Origin of the sequence: Microcoleus sp. N9_A2 (assembly GCF_036701775.1) — a bacterium.
Lineage (GTDB): Bacteria > Cyanobacteriota > Cyanobacteriia > Cyanobacteriales > Microcoleaceae > Microcoleus.
Window position 1 is genome coordinate 14,132 of sequence record NZ_JAUBRH010000066.1, and the last position, 15,796, is coordinate 29,927.

Here is a 15,796-nt window from a genome sequence, read left to right on the forward strand (position 1 = left end):
AGAGGGAATTATGATACAGGATATGTCTGAGAAATATTTTTTTAATTCAGGGAAATTATCTAAGCTTAATCGTGAATTTGGTATTAGAGGTAAACACATGGCTGGCAAGGATTTTAAGGTTCTTCAAATCCGAGAGGCTAGGGTTTGTCATCAGTTGATGTCAAGGAAGGGAAAGGAGAGGTACAGCCGACTAGAAGGATTTGATCGCCATGACAAGTCGCCGTTATGCCCTACGGGATTAACAGTGGGAAAGGATCAAAGATTTGTTGCGCGGAGGTGAAGGTTGTGTGGGTGGGACAGTCTGCTTACAATTGGTTGTTCGTGGAAGCGGTGTTGTACCGCTACCGAGGGGGCATCGCCTGGGGAGACTAGCCCTAACGCGGGGCTATCCGTTGCAGTTCTTTGGCTTGTTCTAAAATTTTCTCGAAGTCTTCTTCGCTCAACCGCTGGATGTAGTTGATTTTGAACTCTTCGAGGAAATCACACAGCAAGATTTGTATTTCTTGCCAGGTTTGCTGCTGTTGCAGTTCGGCTCCCAAAGCTTGCCCGAAATGTTGGACTAGCTGGCTTGAGAGTTTAGTACCTACGGGGTCTTCGCTGGCGATTTTGAAGGCCTCGTAGGCATCTTGGGGGCCGAGGGTGACTAATTTTGAGAGTTCTGCAACTAATTGCTGTGCTAGCTGTTCGGGCAGGTTTCCCATGCCGGGTACTTGCTTCCATCCTTGATAGAGGGGGGATTGTTTGAGGAAGGTTTCAATATTGTACCGGAGGAGGGCTTCTAGGTCTGGCTGGAGTTGGGGCAGGACTTTGTAGACGGTTATTTGGACTAGATGGGTGGCGATCGCTTCTATTTCATTGATATTGTTGATGTCTAGATAGCGCTGTTTTTTAGATTGAAATAGTTGACGCGCCAGTTCGCCTGTAGTAATTGATTGTTGCATCTGGTTGATGAGTTGAATTACTACTACTTCGGTCAATTCTTGGGCGAAGTTGGCGACGAAACCTCGGCTGATTTGGGTGCGTATGGGTTGGAGATCCGGCATTTTGGCTTGGTGGATGCGAATTGTGACGGGTAATATTCGCAACAGACGCCAGAATGGGAGCAGCAGGAAGATGTCGTACCATCGCCAGAGCATGGCTGATCGCCAAGTAACGCTGCGGTGGCGGCGGCTGATCAAGTAGGTACGGGCTAGAAATTCGATCGCGAATATGGCAATAAATGGCAGGTCGATTAGCCAGAAGTTATCGGTGAATTCGCCGTTGTCTCCGATGGCGCGGTAATAGTTGGTGGCGATTAATGGCTTGATTTTGGAGTCAAACCACTGGATTTCTTTTTGCCAGTCTTGTTTGTTTAAATAGTCTTGGCTCCAAAATCTTTGGAATGATTGTTTAGCGGAGTCTTGTGGATTCGGGACGCGATCGCGCATCCGGTCTTTGATTTTTTCTAGGGTGCCACTTTTTGATGCTACTCGAAAGGGATCTTCGTCGATCATTTTCGCGCTCAAATTGTTTATTTCCTGCAATTTGGCTGCTACTTGGGGAGAGGGCAATCCTGTTTGCACTACTTGAATTTTTAGTTCTTCTAAGGTTTCCAGATATTGCTGGGTGTCTCGGTGGGGTTTAATTCCTTTAAATGGGTCGTATACTTGAGTTAAAACTGGCAGTTGCCGGAGGTAGAAATCTCGCCCGGAGACGTAAGTTATGTCAAATAATACTAGGCTTAAATTTCCTAGGGCGACCAGTGCCATGAACCGCTCGAACCAGGGGACTTTTGGTGATTTTATGCGGGAGTTTGGAGTTTGAGAGGGCTGTAGTTTTGGTGTCACTGGCGGTTCCTAATTAAGTAGACCGATCGAAATAGATGTAACTGGTAATAGCTGAAAAAAGAAAACAGGGAAAACTGGCTACTTGTCGGGGATCGCTCGGATTGCGATCGCGGAAGCTAGTCTTTATTTTAACGTGCGTTTGTTGGGGAGTTTTGGATTGTTGATTCCGCCTGGTTAACTAATAAATTATGCTGCTAAAATATTAAAGCCCATCGAAGTTGACGGAAGCTGTGGCTCCCGTTAGTGTGCTTCTCTCTGGCAATAAAATTATATCTCAGGCGGAATCCTCAGTTTTTTTGGCGTTGCAGAGTTCACGGGGCTGGTAATAAATTACTATTTCTGTTTGAGCTGGTGGCTTTTTGACCGCTAAATCAAATGTATTGCACGGAGGGGAGTCTAAGGTTAGATGTGGACTTCGAGTTTGAGGTCAAACCCTCAAGAGAGTTATACTTGCTCAGGGGCAGTCTGGCGAGAGCGACCCCTCTGATCGCGAGGGTGGCTGTCGCCTCCGTAAGGTTCGAGGTTTCGCCTCTACAAAAACCAGCTCGCGATCGGACTCTTGAATAATATAAAACCCTTCCTACTAATTTTGTTCGCATTTTTTTAATATATGACATACTGCCTTAATCTCGATTGCCCAAGAGACAAGCGTCAGAACCCACCAGGCACAAACTATTGTCTTAATTGTGGTTCAAAGCTGCTGCTAAAAGACCTTTATGCAGCAACTGAACCGCTGCGAGATGGGGGATTTGGCAGGACTTTCCGAGCTGTTAATCATGGAAAATTTGAGGAATTGTGCGTGATTAAACAGTTGTCACCCCCTCAAGAATTTCAGCGGAAACCGGGTCATTTTAAAAAATATGTTCGACTGTTTGAACAAGAGGCAAGGCGGTTATACGAACTGAAGCACCCGCAAATTCCTCAGTTAATTTCTTATTTTGAGGAAGATGGGCGCTTGTATTTAGTCCAAGAGTTTATTGATGGCAATAATTTAAAGGATGAGTTAGATAAGTACGGTGCTTATAGCGAAATTAAAACTTGCGAACTGCTGTTAGATTTGTTGCCTTTATTGAAGTTTGTTCACGACCGAAATGTAATTCACCGCGATATTAAGCCTGAGAATGTGATCCGCCGAGCTCGCGATCGTAAGTTAGTGCTGATAGATTTTGGGGTTTCTAAACAGGTAGTAGCTGCGGCTCCGACCAAAACAGGAACTAAGTTGGGAACTCCTGGCTACGCGGCTCTAGAACAACGTCACGGTAGGGCTGTTCCTGCTAGCGACCTTTATAGTTTGGGGGTGACTTGTATTCGCTTGCTGACTTCTGTTATGCCTTATCTGGATATCTACGGCGACATTCACGATGACCTTTACGATCCGCTTGAAGGCCGATGGCTTTGGAGGGAGGCTTTGCCAAAAGGAACACAAATTAGCGAGGATTTAGGTCAGGTTTTGGATAAGTTGATTCAGGAATATGTTAAAGATCGCTACAAATCGGCTGTGGAAGTTTTGGATGCTTTAAAACCTCCTGTTGTTGTTGTCCCCGTGCTGGAAAAGTCGCAGCAGGCAACTGTTGTTAGTCCTTCGGTTCCGACTCAACCTGTGACTGATTCTCCGCTAGTTTCTGTGAATTTAGAGTCGGAAAAAGGTATTGATTATTCTCACTTGGCAAGGCTGCTGGCTGCTAAAAATTGGCGTGGTGCTGATGAGGAAACTTCTGTGAAAATGCTGGAGGTGATGCAGCAAAATTCACGGGGTTATTTGAGTGAGGAAGATATTAGGAAGTTTCCAGCTAAGGATTTGCAGACTATCGATCAACTTTGGGTGCGGCACAGTCACCGCAGATTTGGTTTTTCTGTGCAAAAGGGTTTGTGGCTCAAGTTGGGGGGAAAGCCTGGTGTTTATGATGCTACAGTCTGGGAGAAGTTTGGCGATCGAGTGGGCTGGCGGGTTAACAGCCAGTGGGTATACTATTCGGAGCTGAATTTTACTTCTAAAGCAAAGCCTGGACATTTGCCGGGGGGGACTGTTTTTGGGTGGGAAGGCGGGGTTTTGTGCGGTGTTTTGGGTTTGGGTGGGATCTGGTTTCTGCTGTCGCGACGGGATTTGTAGAAGGAAGGTAGAAGGTAGAAGGCAGAATTTATTAGTCAGGCTGCACCCCAAGCGAAGTCGAAGTGTTAGTCATGAAATAGTTTTGAGTTAGGAATTAAAGAGTTAACAAGTTTTGAGTTTAATCATCTGTTATGTAGAAAATAGCTCTAAAAAAAGCGAAAAATAAGATATAATCCCAAACCCTTTTTTTTGTGCTATGTTCTTAGAGAAGGGCAAGTTTGCAAAGTCAAAAGCCAGTCCTCGGCGGTGGCCAACCATGGGGACTGGCTTTTGCTCCAATTTACCAAGGAGATTTATCTAGTATGTTGCAAGAAAAACGTCTCAAGCCGTGGACTATAGTTCGCTCGCTTCCAAATGTGGAAAAGGTGGTTGTGGGTGAGTTTCGCAGTTGGTCTGATGCAGACGGTCACTTGAAAATTCTCAAGCGGATGGTACCGGCGGATCGATTGAGTGTTGTGTTCGATCCGGTAGTTCAAGCGTAACGTCGCTGGTAAATTGATCAGCGTGCGATCGCTCTTTGAGCTAAGCGATCGCCTATTTTTTTACATATTTTTTTTACATAAAAAATGCGACCGCTAAACAGGCGATCGCAACTTGAATCATTGTCCTTAACTGCGGCGAATTTCAGTAATTTGGTCGGCAACATCCAAAATTCTTTGCGGCATGGATGGCCCGGTAAAAATCATATCCAAATGATGCGGCTTGTTGTCAATCAATGCCACCACTTCGGCTTCGGGAATCAAGCCCAAATTAACCGCTAAACTCAATTCATCGAGAATAACTAAGGCATAACGGCCTTCGCGCACCGCCTTTTGAACATACTCCCACAATTGTTCGATCGATCGCGTCTCCAGCTCATCTAAATCGGCATTATCAATGCAGCGTGACAAATCGCAGCGCACCCAATCTAAATTTTGCCCCAGCCGCACCGGATGCTGGTGCCCTTGATTAATTCCCCCTTTGAGGAACTGCACTGCTAGCACCGGAGCTCCCTGTCCTGCAATTCTGAGGGCCTGAGCCATGACACTGGTAAAAAAGCAGCGATGCGGGCCTGTAAAGACTTGCACCAGTCCTTGAACTGTGTAGGGCAAGCTGTGGTTTAAATTTAGTTTAGGGGTTTGTAACTGAGCAACCATAGGGCAATATTTAATCAGCAACTAAGTCTTGAGTGCAGCTCCGACCTTGGCGTGGCTGAAGCCTGCTTGACAATATATAGTGTACGGGGCCGAGTGCACATCGGATCGAACACTATATATACAAGTTGTCAAAAGCTCGCGGCAGTGGCATTCGCAGTCGTTTGTTCGATTTTTGAACTCAATTAGCACTTAGGCAGAAACGGGGTTTTTTACCAAAATACGCTGTGGAGCTTGACATTTATACAGTTATAGAGTGAAAAACCAAGGTGATGAGAGTCTTGCTGTGTCCAGGGCTTTTAAGAAAAGGTACGCACATCGCGTAAAATTTGAATGTCGCGGCACTAGGAGCAGAGACTGTGAGAGTGGTGATTCTGGGAGGGCCAGGAGCGGGGAAGGGAACTCAGGCTGAACTACTGTGCAGCAATTTGAGCCTTCCTTTGCTGGCTGTGGGGGACATTCTACGGGAGGCGATCGCAGAAGACACAGATTTAGGCAAGCTGGCGGTGTCTTATGTCGAAAGAGGGGAATTAGTTCCCGACGCAACTATGATTCAATTCTTTCGTCGCCGACTGCTGCTGTGGGATGTCTTTAATGGCTGGGTGTTGGAGGGCTATCCGCGAACGGCTTTTCAAGCTGAGGAGTTGGATTTTTTATTAGAGGATTTGGCGCAGGAGCTAGATTGGGCAGTTTGGCTGAAAGTGCCGATCGAGGTTTTGCTCAGCAGGTCGATCGAGCGCGATCGATCGGATGACCATCCTGAAATTTTACAGCGTCGGCTCGATTTGTTCCACGAACGCACTATTCCTCTTTTAGAGTATTACGAATACCGCAACAAACTGTTAACTGTGGATGGCGATCGCTCCCCAGAACAAGTCCAGCAGGATCTTCTCAAATTGATCGAGGCTAAGGGCCAATCGTCATAAGATTTTAGATTTTAGATTTTAGATTGAATGACTGCATATTTACCGCATCAAAAAAACCGGAAGATTAATACCAAATTTTAAAGTTTTAATGCCTAATTACCCATTACCAATCACCTAAATATTATGTCTTTCCAACGTCCCGATGGCAGACAACCAAATCAAATTCGTCCGATTAGTTTCGATCGACAGTTTACCAAATTTGCTAGCGGTTCTGTACTGGCAAAAAGTGGCGATACTCAGGTACTTTGCAGCGTTACAATCAAGCCGGGAGTGCCTAGATTTCTGGAGAATACCGGACAAGGTTGGCTAACAGCGGAGTACCGAATGTTGCCGGGATCTACGCCGCAGCGACAAGAACGGGAATTTATGAAGTTATCGGGACGCACTCAAGAAATTCAGCGGTTGATTGGGCGCAGTTTGCGATCGTGCTTGGATATGCAACTATTGGGAGAACGCACAATACTTGTCGATGCGGATGTTTTGCAGGCAGACGCGGGGACTCGCACAACTTCAATTACTGGCGGGTTTGTGGCTGTAGCTGATGCTTTGAACAAGTTGGTGCAAAAAGGTGATTTAGTGCGATCGCCCATTATTCGTCAAGTGGCGGCCGTGTCTGTCGGACTTTTGGAAGGCGAGCCGTTTTTAGATTTGAATTATCTTGAAGATGTGGCGGCTGAAATTGATTGTAATGTGGTAATGAATGGAGATTTGAACATCATCGAAATTCAGGGAACTGCGGAAGAGGGAAGTTTCAGCAGGAGTCAGTTAAATCAAATTTTGGATGTGGCAGAAATAGGGATTCAGGAATTGTTGGAGGCTCAGCGGCAAGCTTTGGTTTAGATAATTCGGCGGTTGAAACCGCGTCTACACAAACGAAGTTCGCCTTCGCGGACTAAGAGGGTGTTTGTATATCCAAAACTAAACTTCGTCGCTCTTACCTATTGCCTTTCGCACTTTCTCAACTTGGTTAGGTGCTTCCATTTCATTGAAGAGTCGAATCGCCTCTTGAAACGAAGTCTGACTCTTCTCGGTGTCACCCATCTTTTGGTAAGTTAAGGCAAGTTGATAATTAGCCTCAGCTAGATCGCATTTTGCGCCGATTTTGTCTAGCAATTCGATTGATTCTGAATGATGGGAAAGCGCTGTTGCAAATTCTCCCTGTTCTCGATAAAGCTCTGCTAGACCACTTAAAGCTTTAGCCTTAACCTGAGTGTAGTGAGTTTTTTCGGCAAATGCGATCGCTTGGCGGAACATTTCAAAAGATTTTTCAGTTTTTCCTAAATTTTTATAGGTTAGACCCATAAACAATAAGCTATATCCTCGACTCCAAGAACTATAATCTATTTGATCAATCACTACTTGCGCTTGTTGTGCATAGCTCAAAGCGATATCTTTAAAGCCTAAACATGAGTTCAAAAATGCTAAACAATATAAATAGTCGTGCTCATTCTTATATAAACCATTTTCGGAATTGTTATGGTTATTACAAAGAAATTCTATTTCTTTAAAAAAATTGATAGCTTCTTCAAGTTCCCATAAGTCAATTTTACAAAGCCCTCTATTAATTAAAGACCAAGTTTTTAGCCTTTTTGCACGAAAATATATTAAAGGGCTTAAATTAATAGATAAAAGGGTGCGTTGCGCTGCTTTAAATGATAAATTGTGATATTCTATTGCTGGGTTTATACCTCCTGTTAGCCAGTATAAATCCCCTAACAAATTATACATAATGCTCAATATATCATTATTTTCAACTTTGCTAATAATGGAATTAATGGAGTAAATCATGGGTTGTAACAAACCCAACCTATTAAACGAAGACCCCAGAGGTTCTCCATTTCTCCAACTGGTATCTCTCCTTCTCGCAATTACAGATCCAGCTTGCTCAAAGTCATTAATCTCTACACAGTGATAGTAAGCCTCAAAAGCCCTCAGTGCATCTTCTACCGTTTCAACAGTCTTAGCACTATCCGTCCAAAACTCTGCTGCTTTGCGATTCGCCTCTTCCCAATCTTCACTTGCTCTCAGCCGCGCGATCGCCTCTTCCCGAATCATCGGATGCAACCAATATCCTCCATTAAACTCTACCAAAGAGCGATTTCGCAAAGATTCAATCACCCGTCTGCGCTGTCCTTCAGGCACCTCCCACAACAAACACAATAATCCCTCAGTCGGGACAGCCGGCACATCCTGATAGCGATAGCATCCCAAACGGCAGAGGAGGTGATAAGCTTCTGAGCTAAGTTTTTGCAGGCGATCAAACTGACTGGTTACTAAGTTTTTTAAGTCAGTCTTAACCAACGGATCGCCACTATTCTCGCGCCAATAACCTACCATATCTCCATCAAAATCTGCTTGAATTGCACCGCAGAGGATACCCATTGCTTTCGCATTTCCTCCATAGGCTTTGTTCATCGCGTTCAGTGTGGGAATATCTATATTAATATGGCGACTGATAAAAACTTGCTGCCACCCTTGCTCATCCAATCCGGGCAAGGAATAGTGAGCAACATTTACATCAGGTTCGCACAGGCGATCGCGGCTGGTTATCAGCGTCACAGACTGCACTGTTGCATCAGCCAAAACTCGCAACAATTCAACATAGCGGCGATGGGGTTCAATAAATCTGCCTTGTCCATCTAGTGCGGGTTCTAAGTTATCAATTAACACGCCTATTTTGCGAGTTTGAAGTTGCCGCTTTAGCCGCCGCAACATTTCCCAAAACTCTCGCCCTGGTTCTTCGTCAAAGTCTTGTTTCAGCCATCCTTCAATTACACTCTCTACAAGTTGGATGTTCTCTTTTTCCTTGGCCATCTGGAGGTGTATCACTAACTCAAAACCCTGAGAGTTGAAGTATTCCTCGGCCAACTTCGTTTTACCCACACCGCCCGCAGCTTGGATGACGATGATTTTTGCGCCTTGGTTGATATGGGTGTTGAGGCGGGCGATCGCCCCTTCGCGTCCCACAAAATTCTGGTTTGGTACTGAGGGATGTGCGATCGGCCCTTCACCTGCTGCAAAATCGGGCTCTGGCTGCTGTCGCAAATAGTGGCGGATCTTTGGCAGCCAGGAGGACTTATTGATCGGTTCCAATTCTCCCATTGCAAAGGCGATCGCCTCACCAATGTCCGCGCTGACTCGTTTGGCAGTGCTTTGGCTGTAACCACTCTCCTTCGCAGCATCCTCGATCGTCTTGCCCTGCAAAAACTGATCGATCAGACTGCACTGGGCATCAGTTAAAGGACGATTTTGAAAATCTGACAAAGCTTTTTTGACCCAGTTGACCATTGCTGTGCGATCGTCGCTCATATACCAAAAGATACTTTTTAAAGTTGCTTTAGTGTAGCGTCACAACCGTTGCCATTACAAGGTTTTTGGTAAAACAAGTTTGACCTTTGTGGACTCACTTCATGGCAAGGAAAGACCAAATGATACTTTTTAGTGCAAAAAAGACTCATTCGCTTTTCCGCTAGTCACCCGATCTATACCAAGAGCCAAAACCCTTGTCAATTGTGAATATTAGGTCTCGGAACATACTTTTTTATCTTTTAAAAATTTTAATAGGGCGATCGAAAAGTATTAATAGTTTTCTATAAACTTGATACAAAAAAGACTAGCTAAGTAAAAAATAAGTCGATATCGTAGAACCTAATCGAGCAAGAATTATTGTGAAGAGCAATATTCTTACTCATTATCACTCTGGAATCAACTTTGTTTGAGTTTGTCTCCTCAAGCATAAGCCATCACTTTTAGGATTTATTTCTGTCAGGAAGTATCGAGTTTCATAGCTTTTGCTTCCTGCTTCAAATTCACTTGATTGGAGCTTGCAATATGTCACTGCCTACAAATGATAATGATTGGGATTTGCGAAGTGGCAGCAGGGATTATTTTGACAACAACCCTGCAACACCTAGTTGGTCGAGAAACCAGGATGCGTCACCCGCTTTGAGGGATGTTGCCAGTAAACTCGGCCAAGCACTTGGCGTTCCAACCAACAACGGTTTCTTAGGACTTTCAGGAGGCTACATTTATGAAAAGTCTTCTGCATACAAAGGGGCCCATGCAGGGATGGATTTCTCCGCAGGTATAGGAACTCGCATCAATGCTGTTGTTTCAGGTACGATTGAGAACGTTTCCAACCAAGGAAGTGGTGGTTCCTTCATAGCTGTTCGTGGCACCGATGGGAAGCGCTGGATCTATGGTCATGTGAGTAACTCGCGGGGACTAGCCCCAGGACAAAGCATTCAAGCTGGTCAAGAGGTTGGCAAGGTTTTCAATCAAGGCAACAGCTCACACCTTCATCTAGAAGTTCACACCGACTTCTCTGCCCCAGTAACCGGCTTCTTCCAAAATAGCGGCAACCCTGCTAGCATTGCAGTCTTACAGCAAAAGACGATGAGTCCACTCCAGGCATTTGCCAGCATCGGCGTTGTGACACCCCCGCCTTCAGGCGGCACAGTTTTCACGGGTGGGCCGGGCAATGACACCCTCAACGGGCGGAACACCAACGACACTTTGATTGGTAATGCTGGCAACGACACCCTCTACGGTGAAGCAGGTAACGACTACCTGAACGGTGGTGCGGGCAACGACTACCTCGATGGCTATGCCAGCTTCAATAGCCCTGATTTCGACACCTTAGAAGGAGGGACTGGGGCTGATACCTTCGTTCTGGGGAATCGGAGTCAGGGGATGTTTTACCAGGGCAACGGTCAAGCCACGATCGCAGACTACAACTTCCGCGATGACTATATCCAGTTGCGCGGTAATGCCAGTCAGTATCGCCTCACCCGTCAGGGCAATGACACGCTCATACAAACTACAGGCGGAGACACGCTAGGTGTTGTCAAAAATGTGCCTGACCTGAGCTTCACAGTCACATCTTCCCGTCGCGACTTTCAGTTTGTTTAACTTGCTTGTGCGTCTACAACAAATAGTATCTTCGGCAAAATTGGAAACCTGTGACAGGGTGTAGCGCTAAATGCTTACACCCTTTTTTCTGATTACAGGATTTGAGACGAAAATTTACTACTTGTGCTATAATTTAATAAAAATCTTTGTAATTACCAATTGCTAAGATAATGCAAGCTGAAAAAATATCAATTTCCCTATCACAATCGCTACTACAGTTTATTGAAAGCTACAAAATTGCTAAAGGATGCAACTCGCCCTCCCAAGTAATAGAAGTCGCTTTAGAATTGTTGCGGAATCAAGAACTAGAATCTGCTTACCGACAAGCATCCAGTGAAGTAGACTCCGCTTGGGAGCTAACAGTTGCCGATGGATTGACAGATGAAACGTGGTGAAATTTACTACGCTAATCTAAGTCCTACGGTTGGTTCTGAGATAGATAAACGCCGTCCCGTATTGGTGGTGAGCAATGACGCTAATAACCGTGCTGCCAATACAGTTACAATTCTACCAATTACCTCTAATGTAACCCGCGTCTACCCTTTCGAGGTGTTGCTAAATCCAGAGGATAGCGGTTTATCCAAACCTTCTAAAGTACAAGCCCAGCAAGTACGGACAATTTCTAAACAGCGAATCACCAGCCGCGATGCAGTGGGAAGTTTGAGTGAGGAAATTATGCAGTTGGTAAATGCTGCTCTCAAACTGCATTTAGATGTCGATTAACTGTGATATATAGGCGTTTTTTTTCGTGGCACGGGCGTCCCGCCTGTGCGATCGATCGGCTAAAAAAAGAGCGTGAAGCGGATCTATCCCGTAGAGAATCGCCCTTTCATTCCCCTGACTGAATTTGACTCCTCACCCACTGCCTAAACCCTCGAATTATCGACGTTTCCCCCACATCTTTTTGCGTTTCCAAAAATCCCATAATCTCAGATGGCGACAAAAAAAGAAAGTGAGCAGAAACCTCCCGTTATACATATTCCTGACCTTCTAACTGATAGAATATTAAACGCGAACCGTCATAACGCCAAACCTCTGGCACGCCCAAACTCGCATACAATTCCATCCGGTTAATAGAACTGCTAGTGATGTCAATCTCGATTACTAAATCAGGCGGTGGATCTTGATTCAAGTTGATTTGATTGAGGCTGCGGACAATTGCCTCATTCTCGATGTAGTAGCACTGATCCGGTTCTAATCCCCGTTCTAAATCCTCGCGCCTGCAAGTCAGAGAACCCAAGCTGCGAATTTCTACATTTAACTCTTCTGTTACTGTTTCTACAAAACGTCCTAAGATTTTTTTGTTCCCCTCATGGGGTGCTGATGGAGTCATAATTTCTAAAGTACCTCGATCGTAAGTCAAACGAATTCCCCGCTGTTGGGCTAACTCGTTTACCAGAGATTCGTAAGTCTGCCAACTAATATTTTTCAGCACAACTCCCGGTTGTGAGGTTTGAATCAGGGTGGCTGTCATGGCTACCTGCTTGCTTTTTAGCTTATTTATTAAATCTTAGCAAAACTCAGCTTTACGAAACGCACTGAGGGGGTGAGAACGCCTCTGAAACTTTGATTATAAGAGCATTAAGGCTGCTGAACGACGAAAAAGATAGGGGATTATTGACAGGTTTATTCACTCAGAGGATCGGTAGCGATCATCCCACCGAAATAGTCCTGCACCCACATCGAGGCCAGAAACCGGGTTTCTTCGTAGATTTCTAGTTGAGAATCTGCGATTTTTCAGAGAAACCCGGTTTCTTCGCGTAACTCCCACCAAATCAAAATATTCCCAGTGTCTAAATATAATTAAAATTTGTTAAGATTAACTCGACCTCAGCGCCGGCATCCCATCCGCCGCTAAACCTGCCCTTCCCCAGTCCCCACAACAATGCTGCGACTCGAACACATCAGTAAAATTTACCCCACAGGCGTCGTACTCAAAGATGTCACCTGGGAAGTCAAACCGGGCGATCGCATCGGCTTAGTCGGCGTTAACGGTGCCGGTAAATCCACCCAACTCAAAATCATCGCCGGCGAAATCGAACCCACAGCCGGCGAAGTTATTCGCCCCGCCAGCTTGCACATCGCCTACCTCTCCCAAGAATTTGAAGTAGATCCGACTCGCACCGTCAAAGAAGAATTTTGGCGTGCCTTCAGCGAAGCCAACGAAGTCCACGAATCTTTGATGGAGGTGCACCGAGAGCTCGAAGCCGCCACCCCAGAAAATCTCGACGACATGATCCACAAAATGGATCGGTTGCAACGACAATTTGAAGGCTTAAATGGCTACGGTTTAGAAGCCCAAATCGAGAAAATTTTACCAGAAATCGGATTTGAGCAAGAAGATGGCGATCGATTAGTCAGCGCCTTCAGCGGCGGCTGGCAAATGCGGATGAGTTTGGGCAAAATTCTCCTCCAAAAACCCGACATCCTGCTGCTAGACGAACCTACCAACCACCTCGACTTAGAAACGATCGAATGGCTGGAAGTTTACCTCAAAGGGCTGACAACCCCAATGGTAATCGTATCCCATGACCGAGAATTTCTCGATCGGCTCTGCACCCAAATCGTGGAAACCGAACGCGGCGTTTCCAGCACCTACCTCGGCAATTACTCATCCTACCTGCTGCAAAAAGCAGAAGCCAGAGAAGCCCAACTCAGCGCCTACGAAAGCCAGCAAAAAGAACTCGACAAACAGCAAGCCTTCGTAGAGAAATTCCGCGCCAGCGCCACTCGCAGCACCCAAGCCAAAAGCCGCGAAAAACAATTAGACAAAATCGAACGCATTGAAGCCCCCACCGGCGGCTTAAAAACCTTGCATTTCCGCTTTCCCCCCGCACCCCGCAGCGGCCGCGAAGTAGCAATAATTGAAGATTTGGTTCACACCTACGGCGACAAAATCCTATTCTTGGGAGCCGACTTATTAATTGAAAGGGGCGATCGTATAGCCTTTCTCGGCCCCAACGGCGCGGGCAAATCCACCCTGCTGCGCCTGATTATGGGTTTAGAAAAGCCTTCTGAAGGTACAGTCAAATTGGGAGGCCACAACGTCATTCCCGGTTACTTTGAACAGAATCAGGCAGAAGCCTTAGATTTGAATAAAAGCGTGATCGAAACCATTCACGACGAAGTACCCGACTGGAAAAATGAAGAAGTTCGGACTTTGTTGGGGCGGTTCTTGTTTACCGGCGAAACAGTATTCAAACAGGTGGGCGCTTTAAGCGGCGGCGAAAAAGCCCGTCTAGCTTTAGCAAAAATGCTGCTGGAACCGGTGAACTTGCTAATTTTGGATGAACCGACAAATCACCTCGACATTCCGGCGAAAGAGATGATGGAAGAAGCGATTCAGAATTATGACGGTACGGTAATTATCGTTTCACACGATCGCTATTTCATCTCCCAAGTAGCTAACAAAATTGTCGAGATTCGGGATGGAGAATTTCGCCCTTATTTGGGAGATTACCATTACTATCTCGATAAAATAGCTGAAGAAAAAGAGCTAGCCAAGTTAGCAAAAATTGAAGCAGAAAAAGGAGCTAAAAAAGCCGAAAAAGAAGCGAAGAAAAAAGCTGCTGCTAAGCAAAAATAAACTTGCAACCCTCGCAGATAAACCTTAAATTCGCGTTTATCTGCGTGCATCTGCGGTTAAAAAAGAATCTGATTCTTAACTAACCCAAAATTCGATTAATCATTTGATTCGCCTGGGACTCGTAACTCCCACCAAACAAATTAAAATGATTTAAAATGTGATACAGATTATAAAGAGTTGTGCGTTCTTCATACCCTGAATCCAAAGGCCAAACCTGATTATATCCCCGGTAAAACTGCGCCGGAAATCCACCAAATAGCTCAGTCATCGCCATATCAACTTCTCTATCTCCAAAATATGCCGCCGGGTCAAAAATCACAGGTTCTCCCGCAGATGTCACCCCCGCATTTCCCCCCCACAAATCCCCGTGCACTAGCGAGGGTTGAGGTTTATAACCAGCTAACAATTCAGGAATCATCTCTAATAAACGTTCCCCTTGTGGAAAATGACCGCCCCGACGCCTAGCCACTTTTAACTGATAACCAATCCGATGTTCTGCCCAAAATTCTGCCCAATTTGCCGTCCAATTATTAATTTGCACCGTTGAGCCGATCGTATTATTAATATCCCACCCAAAAACTGCCCTCAATAAGCCCGAATTAGGCTCTTCTCCCCCCCTTAGCAAGGGGGTGGTGGGGGGGGTGTATTTGTGCATTTCGGCGAGTTTTCGCCCCATTTCTTCCCAATGTCGATCGCCCCCGCGACTTCCCAACTCCAGCCATTCCAGCACAATATAAGCTGAATTCCCCTCAGTTCCCCAGCAAATCAGCCCAGGTACTCGAATCGTCTGGGTTGCCCACATTTGCTGCAAACCCAAAGCCTCGGCTTCAAACATCGCAATTTGGGAAGCTTGATTGATTTTCGCGAAGTAAGCGCGGGAACTGCTGCTAATAGAATAGCCTTGATTGATGCAGCCGCCGCTGACAGAATGGCGATTGTCAATAGAAAATGTTTCTCCGGTTGTTTCACAGATGTGCGCGGCAATTTTGTCCCACATAGCATCAAATCGTTTTGAGGGTTGGGGGCGATCCGAATTAGTTTAACAGGTATGGCAACTTAATCCGCAAAAACAACACATCCCCTATCTGAAGGTCAGAAAGAGGCTTTGTTTATGTAAAATATAATCCAGGCATCGAGCTATTTTCTCAGGCAGTGACCCGCCAAATATCTTCGCCACCGCAGCGTTTAACAACCGAGTTCGGGATGGAATCGGAGTGGTGCCACTGCGTCATAGACACTACCGAAAAGCTGTAAGGGTAGAACCCTGAAGACTGCATAGAATTAAGTCATCAAATACCATCAAA

Annotated in this window: 13 protein-coding genes, 1 rRNA gene and 1 pseudogene; 9 read left to right on the plus strand and 6 right to left on the minus strand. The window is 45.6% G+C overall.

Annotated elements, in window-relative coordinates; all coding sequences use genetic code 11:
* Positions 1–254: 254 nt before the first annotated feature.
* Positions 255–369 (plus strand): annotated as a pseudogene (locus QUA44_RS25850) (IS5/IS1182 family transposase); the annotation flags it as partial.
* A gap of 5 nt (positions 370–374) precedes the next feature.
* Here the strand turns inward: QUA44_RS25850 and QUA44_RS25855 are convergent.
* The gene (locus tag QUA44_RS25855) at positions 375–1,826 is read right to left on the minus strand and encodes a hypothetical protein (protein WP_333255686.1); all 1,452 of its coding nucleotides are present in this window, start codon (positions 1,824–1,826) and stop codon (positions 375–377) included.
* Between the two features lie 610 nt (positions 1,827–2,436).
* On the opposite strand from QUA44_RS25855, the gene QUA44_RS25860 reads away from it, so the two are divergent.
* Both QUA44_RS25860 and QUA44_RS25865 read left to right on the plus strand, forming a co-directional pair.
* A complete protein-coding gene (locus QUA44_RS25860; RefSeq protein ID WP_333255688.1) occupies positions 2,437–3,936 on the plus strand; it encodes a serine/threonine-protein kinase in 1,500 nt (499 codons plus the stop codon).
* 218 nt (positions 3,937–4,154) lie between these two features.
* Positions 4,155–4,418, plus strand: a complete 264-nt coding sequence (locus QUA44_RS25865; RefSeq protein ID WP_333217442.1) for a hypothetical protein — start codon at positions 4,155–4,157, stop codon at positions 4,416–4,418.
* Positions 4,419–4,544: 126 nt separating this feature from the next.
* Here the strand turns inward: QUA44_RS25865 and QUA44_RS25870 are convergent, their stop codons facing one another.
* Positions 4,545–5,072 carry a P-loop NTPase family protein gene (locus QUA44_RS25870; RefSeq protein WP_333255690.1) on the minus strand — a complete coding sequence of 176 codons (528 nt, stop codon included), beginning with the start codon at positions 5,070–5,072 and terminating at the stop codon, positions 4,545–4,547.
* Between the two features lie 356 nt (positions 5,073–5,428).
* Here QUA44_RS25870 and QUA44_RS25875 point away from each other — a divergent pair, with 356 nt between their 5' ends.
* On the plus strand, positions 5,429–5,995 hold the full coding sequence (locus QUA44_RS25875) for a nucleoside monophosphate kinase (RefSeq protein WP_333255692.1): 567 nt from the start codon (positions 5,429–5,431) through the stop codon (positions 5,993–5,995).
* 123 nt (positions 5,996–6,118) lie between these two features.
* Positions 6,119–6,835, plus strand: a complete 717-nt coding sequence (gene rph / locus QUA44_RS25880; protein WP_333255694.1) for a ribonuclease PH — start codon at positions 6,119–6,121, stop codon at positions 6,833–6,835.
* A 78-nt stretch (positions 6,836–6,913) separates the two neighbouring features.
* Here the strand turns inward: rph and QUA44_RS25885 are convergent, their stop codons facing one another.
* Complete coding sequence (locus tag QUA44_RS25885) at positions 6,914–9,304, minus strand: tetratricopeptide repeat protein (protein ID WP_333255695.1); 2,391 nt, start codon at positions 9,302–9,304, stop codon at positions 6,914–6,916.
* A gap of 522 nt (positions 9,305–9,826) precedes the next feature.
* On the opposite strand from QUA44_RS25885, the gene QUA44_RS25890 reads away from it, so the two are divergent.
* The 3 genes from QUA44_RS25890 (at position 9,827) to QUA44_RS25900 (ending at position 11,629) form a co-directional block, all read left to right on the plus strand.
* Positions 9,827–10,906: a peptidoglycan DD-metalloendopeptidase family protein gene (locus QUA44_RS25890; protein WP_333255697.1), complete on the plus strand. Its 1,080-nt coding sequence runs from the start codon at positions 9,827–9,829 to the stop codon at positions 10,904–10,906.
* A 170-nt stretch (positions 10,907–11,076) separates the two neighbouring features.
* Entirely contained in the window at positions 11,077–11,301 is a 225-nt protein-coding gene (locus tag QUA44_RS25895; protein WP_333217447.1) for a CopG family transcriptional regulator, read from the plus strand.
* Positions 11,288–11,629 carry a type II toxin-antitoxin system PemK/MazF family toxin gene (locus QUA44_RS25900; RefSeq protein ID WP_333255700.1) on the plus strand — a complete coding sequence of 114 codons (342 nt, stop codon included), beginning with the start codon at positions 11,288–11,290 and terminating at the stop codon, positions 11,627–11,629. Before QUA44_RS25895 ends, QUA44_RS25900 begins: the two co-directional genes overlap by 14 nt.
* 247 nt (positions 11,630–11,876) lie before the next feature.
* Here the strand turns inward: QUA44_RS25900 and QUA44_RS25905 are convergent, their stop codons facing one another.
* Positions 11,877–12,380 carry a Uma2 family endonuclease gene (locus tag QUA44_RS25905; protein WP_333255701.1) on the minus strand — a complete coding sequence of 168 codons (504 nt, stop codon included), beginning with the start codon at positions 12,378–12,380 and terminating at the stop codon, positions 11,877–11,879.
* Positions 12,381–12,791: 411 nt separating this feature from the next.
* Between QUA44_RS25905 and QUA44_RS25910 the strand changes: the two genes are divergently transcribed.
* Positions 12,792–14,492, plus strand: a complete 1,701-nt coding sequence (locus QUA44_RS25910; protein WP_333255703.1) for an ABC-F family ATP-binding cassette domain-containing protein — start codon at positions 12,792–12,794, stop codon at positions 14,490–14,492.
* Between the two features lie 79 nt (positions 14,493–14,571).
* Here the strand turns inward: QUA44_RS25910 and QUA44_RS25915 are convergent, their stop codons facing one another.
* Positions 14,572–15,489: a fructosamine kinase family protein gene (locus QUA44_RS25915; protein ID WP_333255705.1), complete on the minus strand. Its 918-nt coding sequence runs from the start codon at positions 15,487–15,489 to the stop codon at positions 14,572–14,574.
* 127 nt (positions 15,490–15,616) lie between these two features.
* A 5S ribosomal RNA gene (rrf, locus tag QUA44_RS25920) occupies positions 15,617–15,734 on the minus strand.
* Positions 15,735–15,796: the final 62 nt, after the last annotated feature.

Excerpts from the sequence above, each read along its gene's own strand:
- QUA44_RS25860 (WP_333255688.1), top strand. The coding sequence starts at position 2,437 with ATGACATACTGCCTTAATCTCGATTGCCCAAGAGACAAGCGTCAGAAC.
- QUA44_RS25885 (WP_333255695.1), bottom strand. The coding sequence starts at position 9,304 with ATGAGCGACGATCGCACAGCAATGGTCAACTGGGTCAAAAAAGCTTTG.
- QUA44_RS25890 (WP_333255697.1), top strand. The coding sequence starts at position 9,827 with ATGTCACTGCCTACAAATGATAATGATTGGGATTTGCGAAGTGGCAGC.
- QUA44_RS25895 (WP_333217447.1), top strand. The coding sequence starts at position 11,077 with ATGCAAGCTGAAAAAATATCAATTTCCCTATCACAATCGCTACTACAG.
- QUA44_RS25870 (WP_333255690.1), bottom strand. The coding sequence starts at position 5,072 with ATGGTTGCTCAGTTACAAACCCCTAAACTAAATTTAAACCACAGCTTG.
- QUA44_RS25900 (WP_333255700.1), top strand. The coding sequence starts at position 11,288 with ATGAAACGTGGTGAAATTTACTACGCTAATCTAAGTCCTACGGTTGGT.
- rph (WP_333255694.1), top strand. The coding sequence starts at position 6,119 with ATGTCTTTCCAACGTCCCGATGGCAGACAACCAAATCAAATTCGTCCG.
- QUA44_RS25915 (WP_333255705.1), bottom strand. The coding sequence starts at position 15,489 with ATGTGGGACAAAATTGCCGCGCACATCTGTGAAACAACCGGAGAAACA.
- QUA44_RS25910 (WP_333255703.1), top strand. The coding sequence starts at position 12,792 with ATGCTGCGACTCGAACACATCAGTAAAATTTACCCCACAGGCGTCGTA.
- QUA44_RS25905 (WP_333255701.1), bottom strand. The coding sequence starts at position 12,380 with ATGACAGCCACCCTGATTCAAACCTCACAACCGGGAGTTGTGCTGAAA.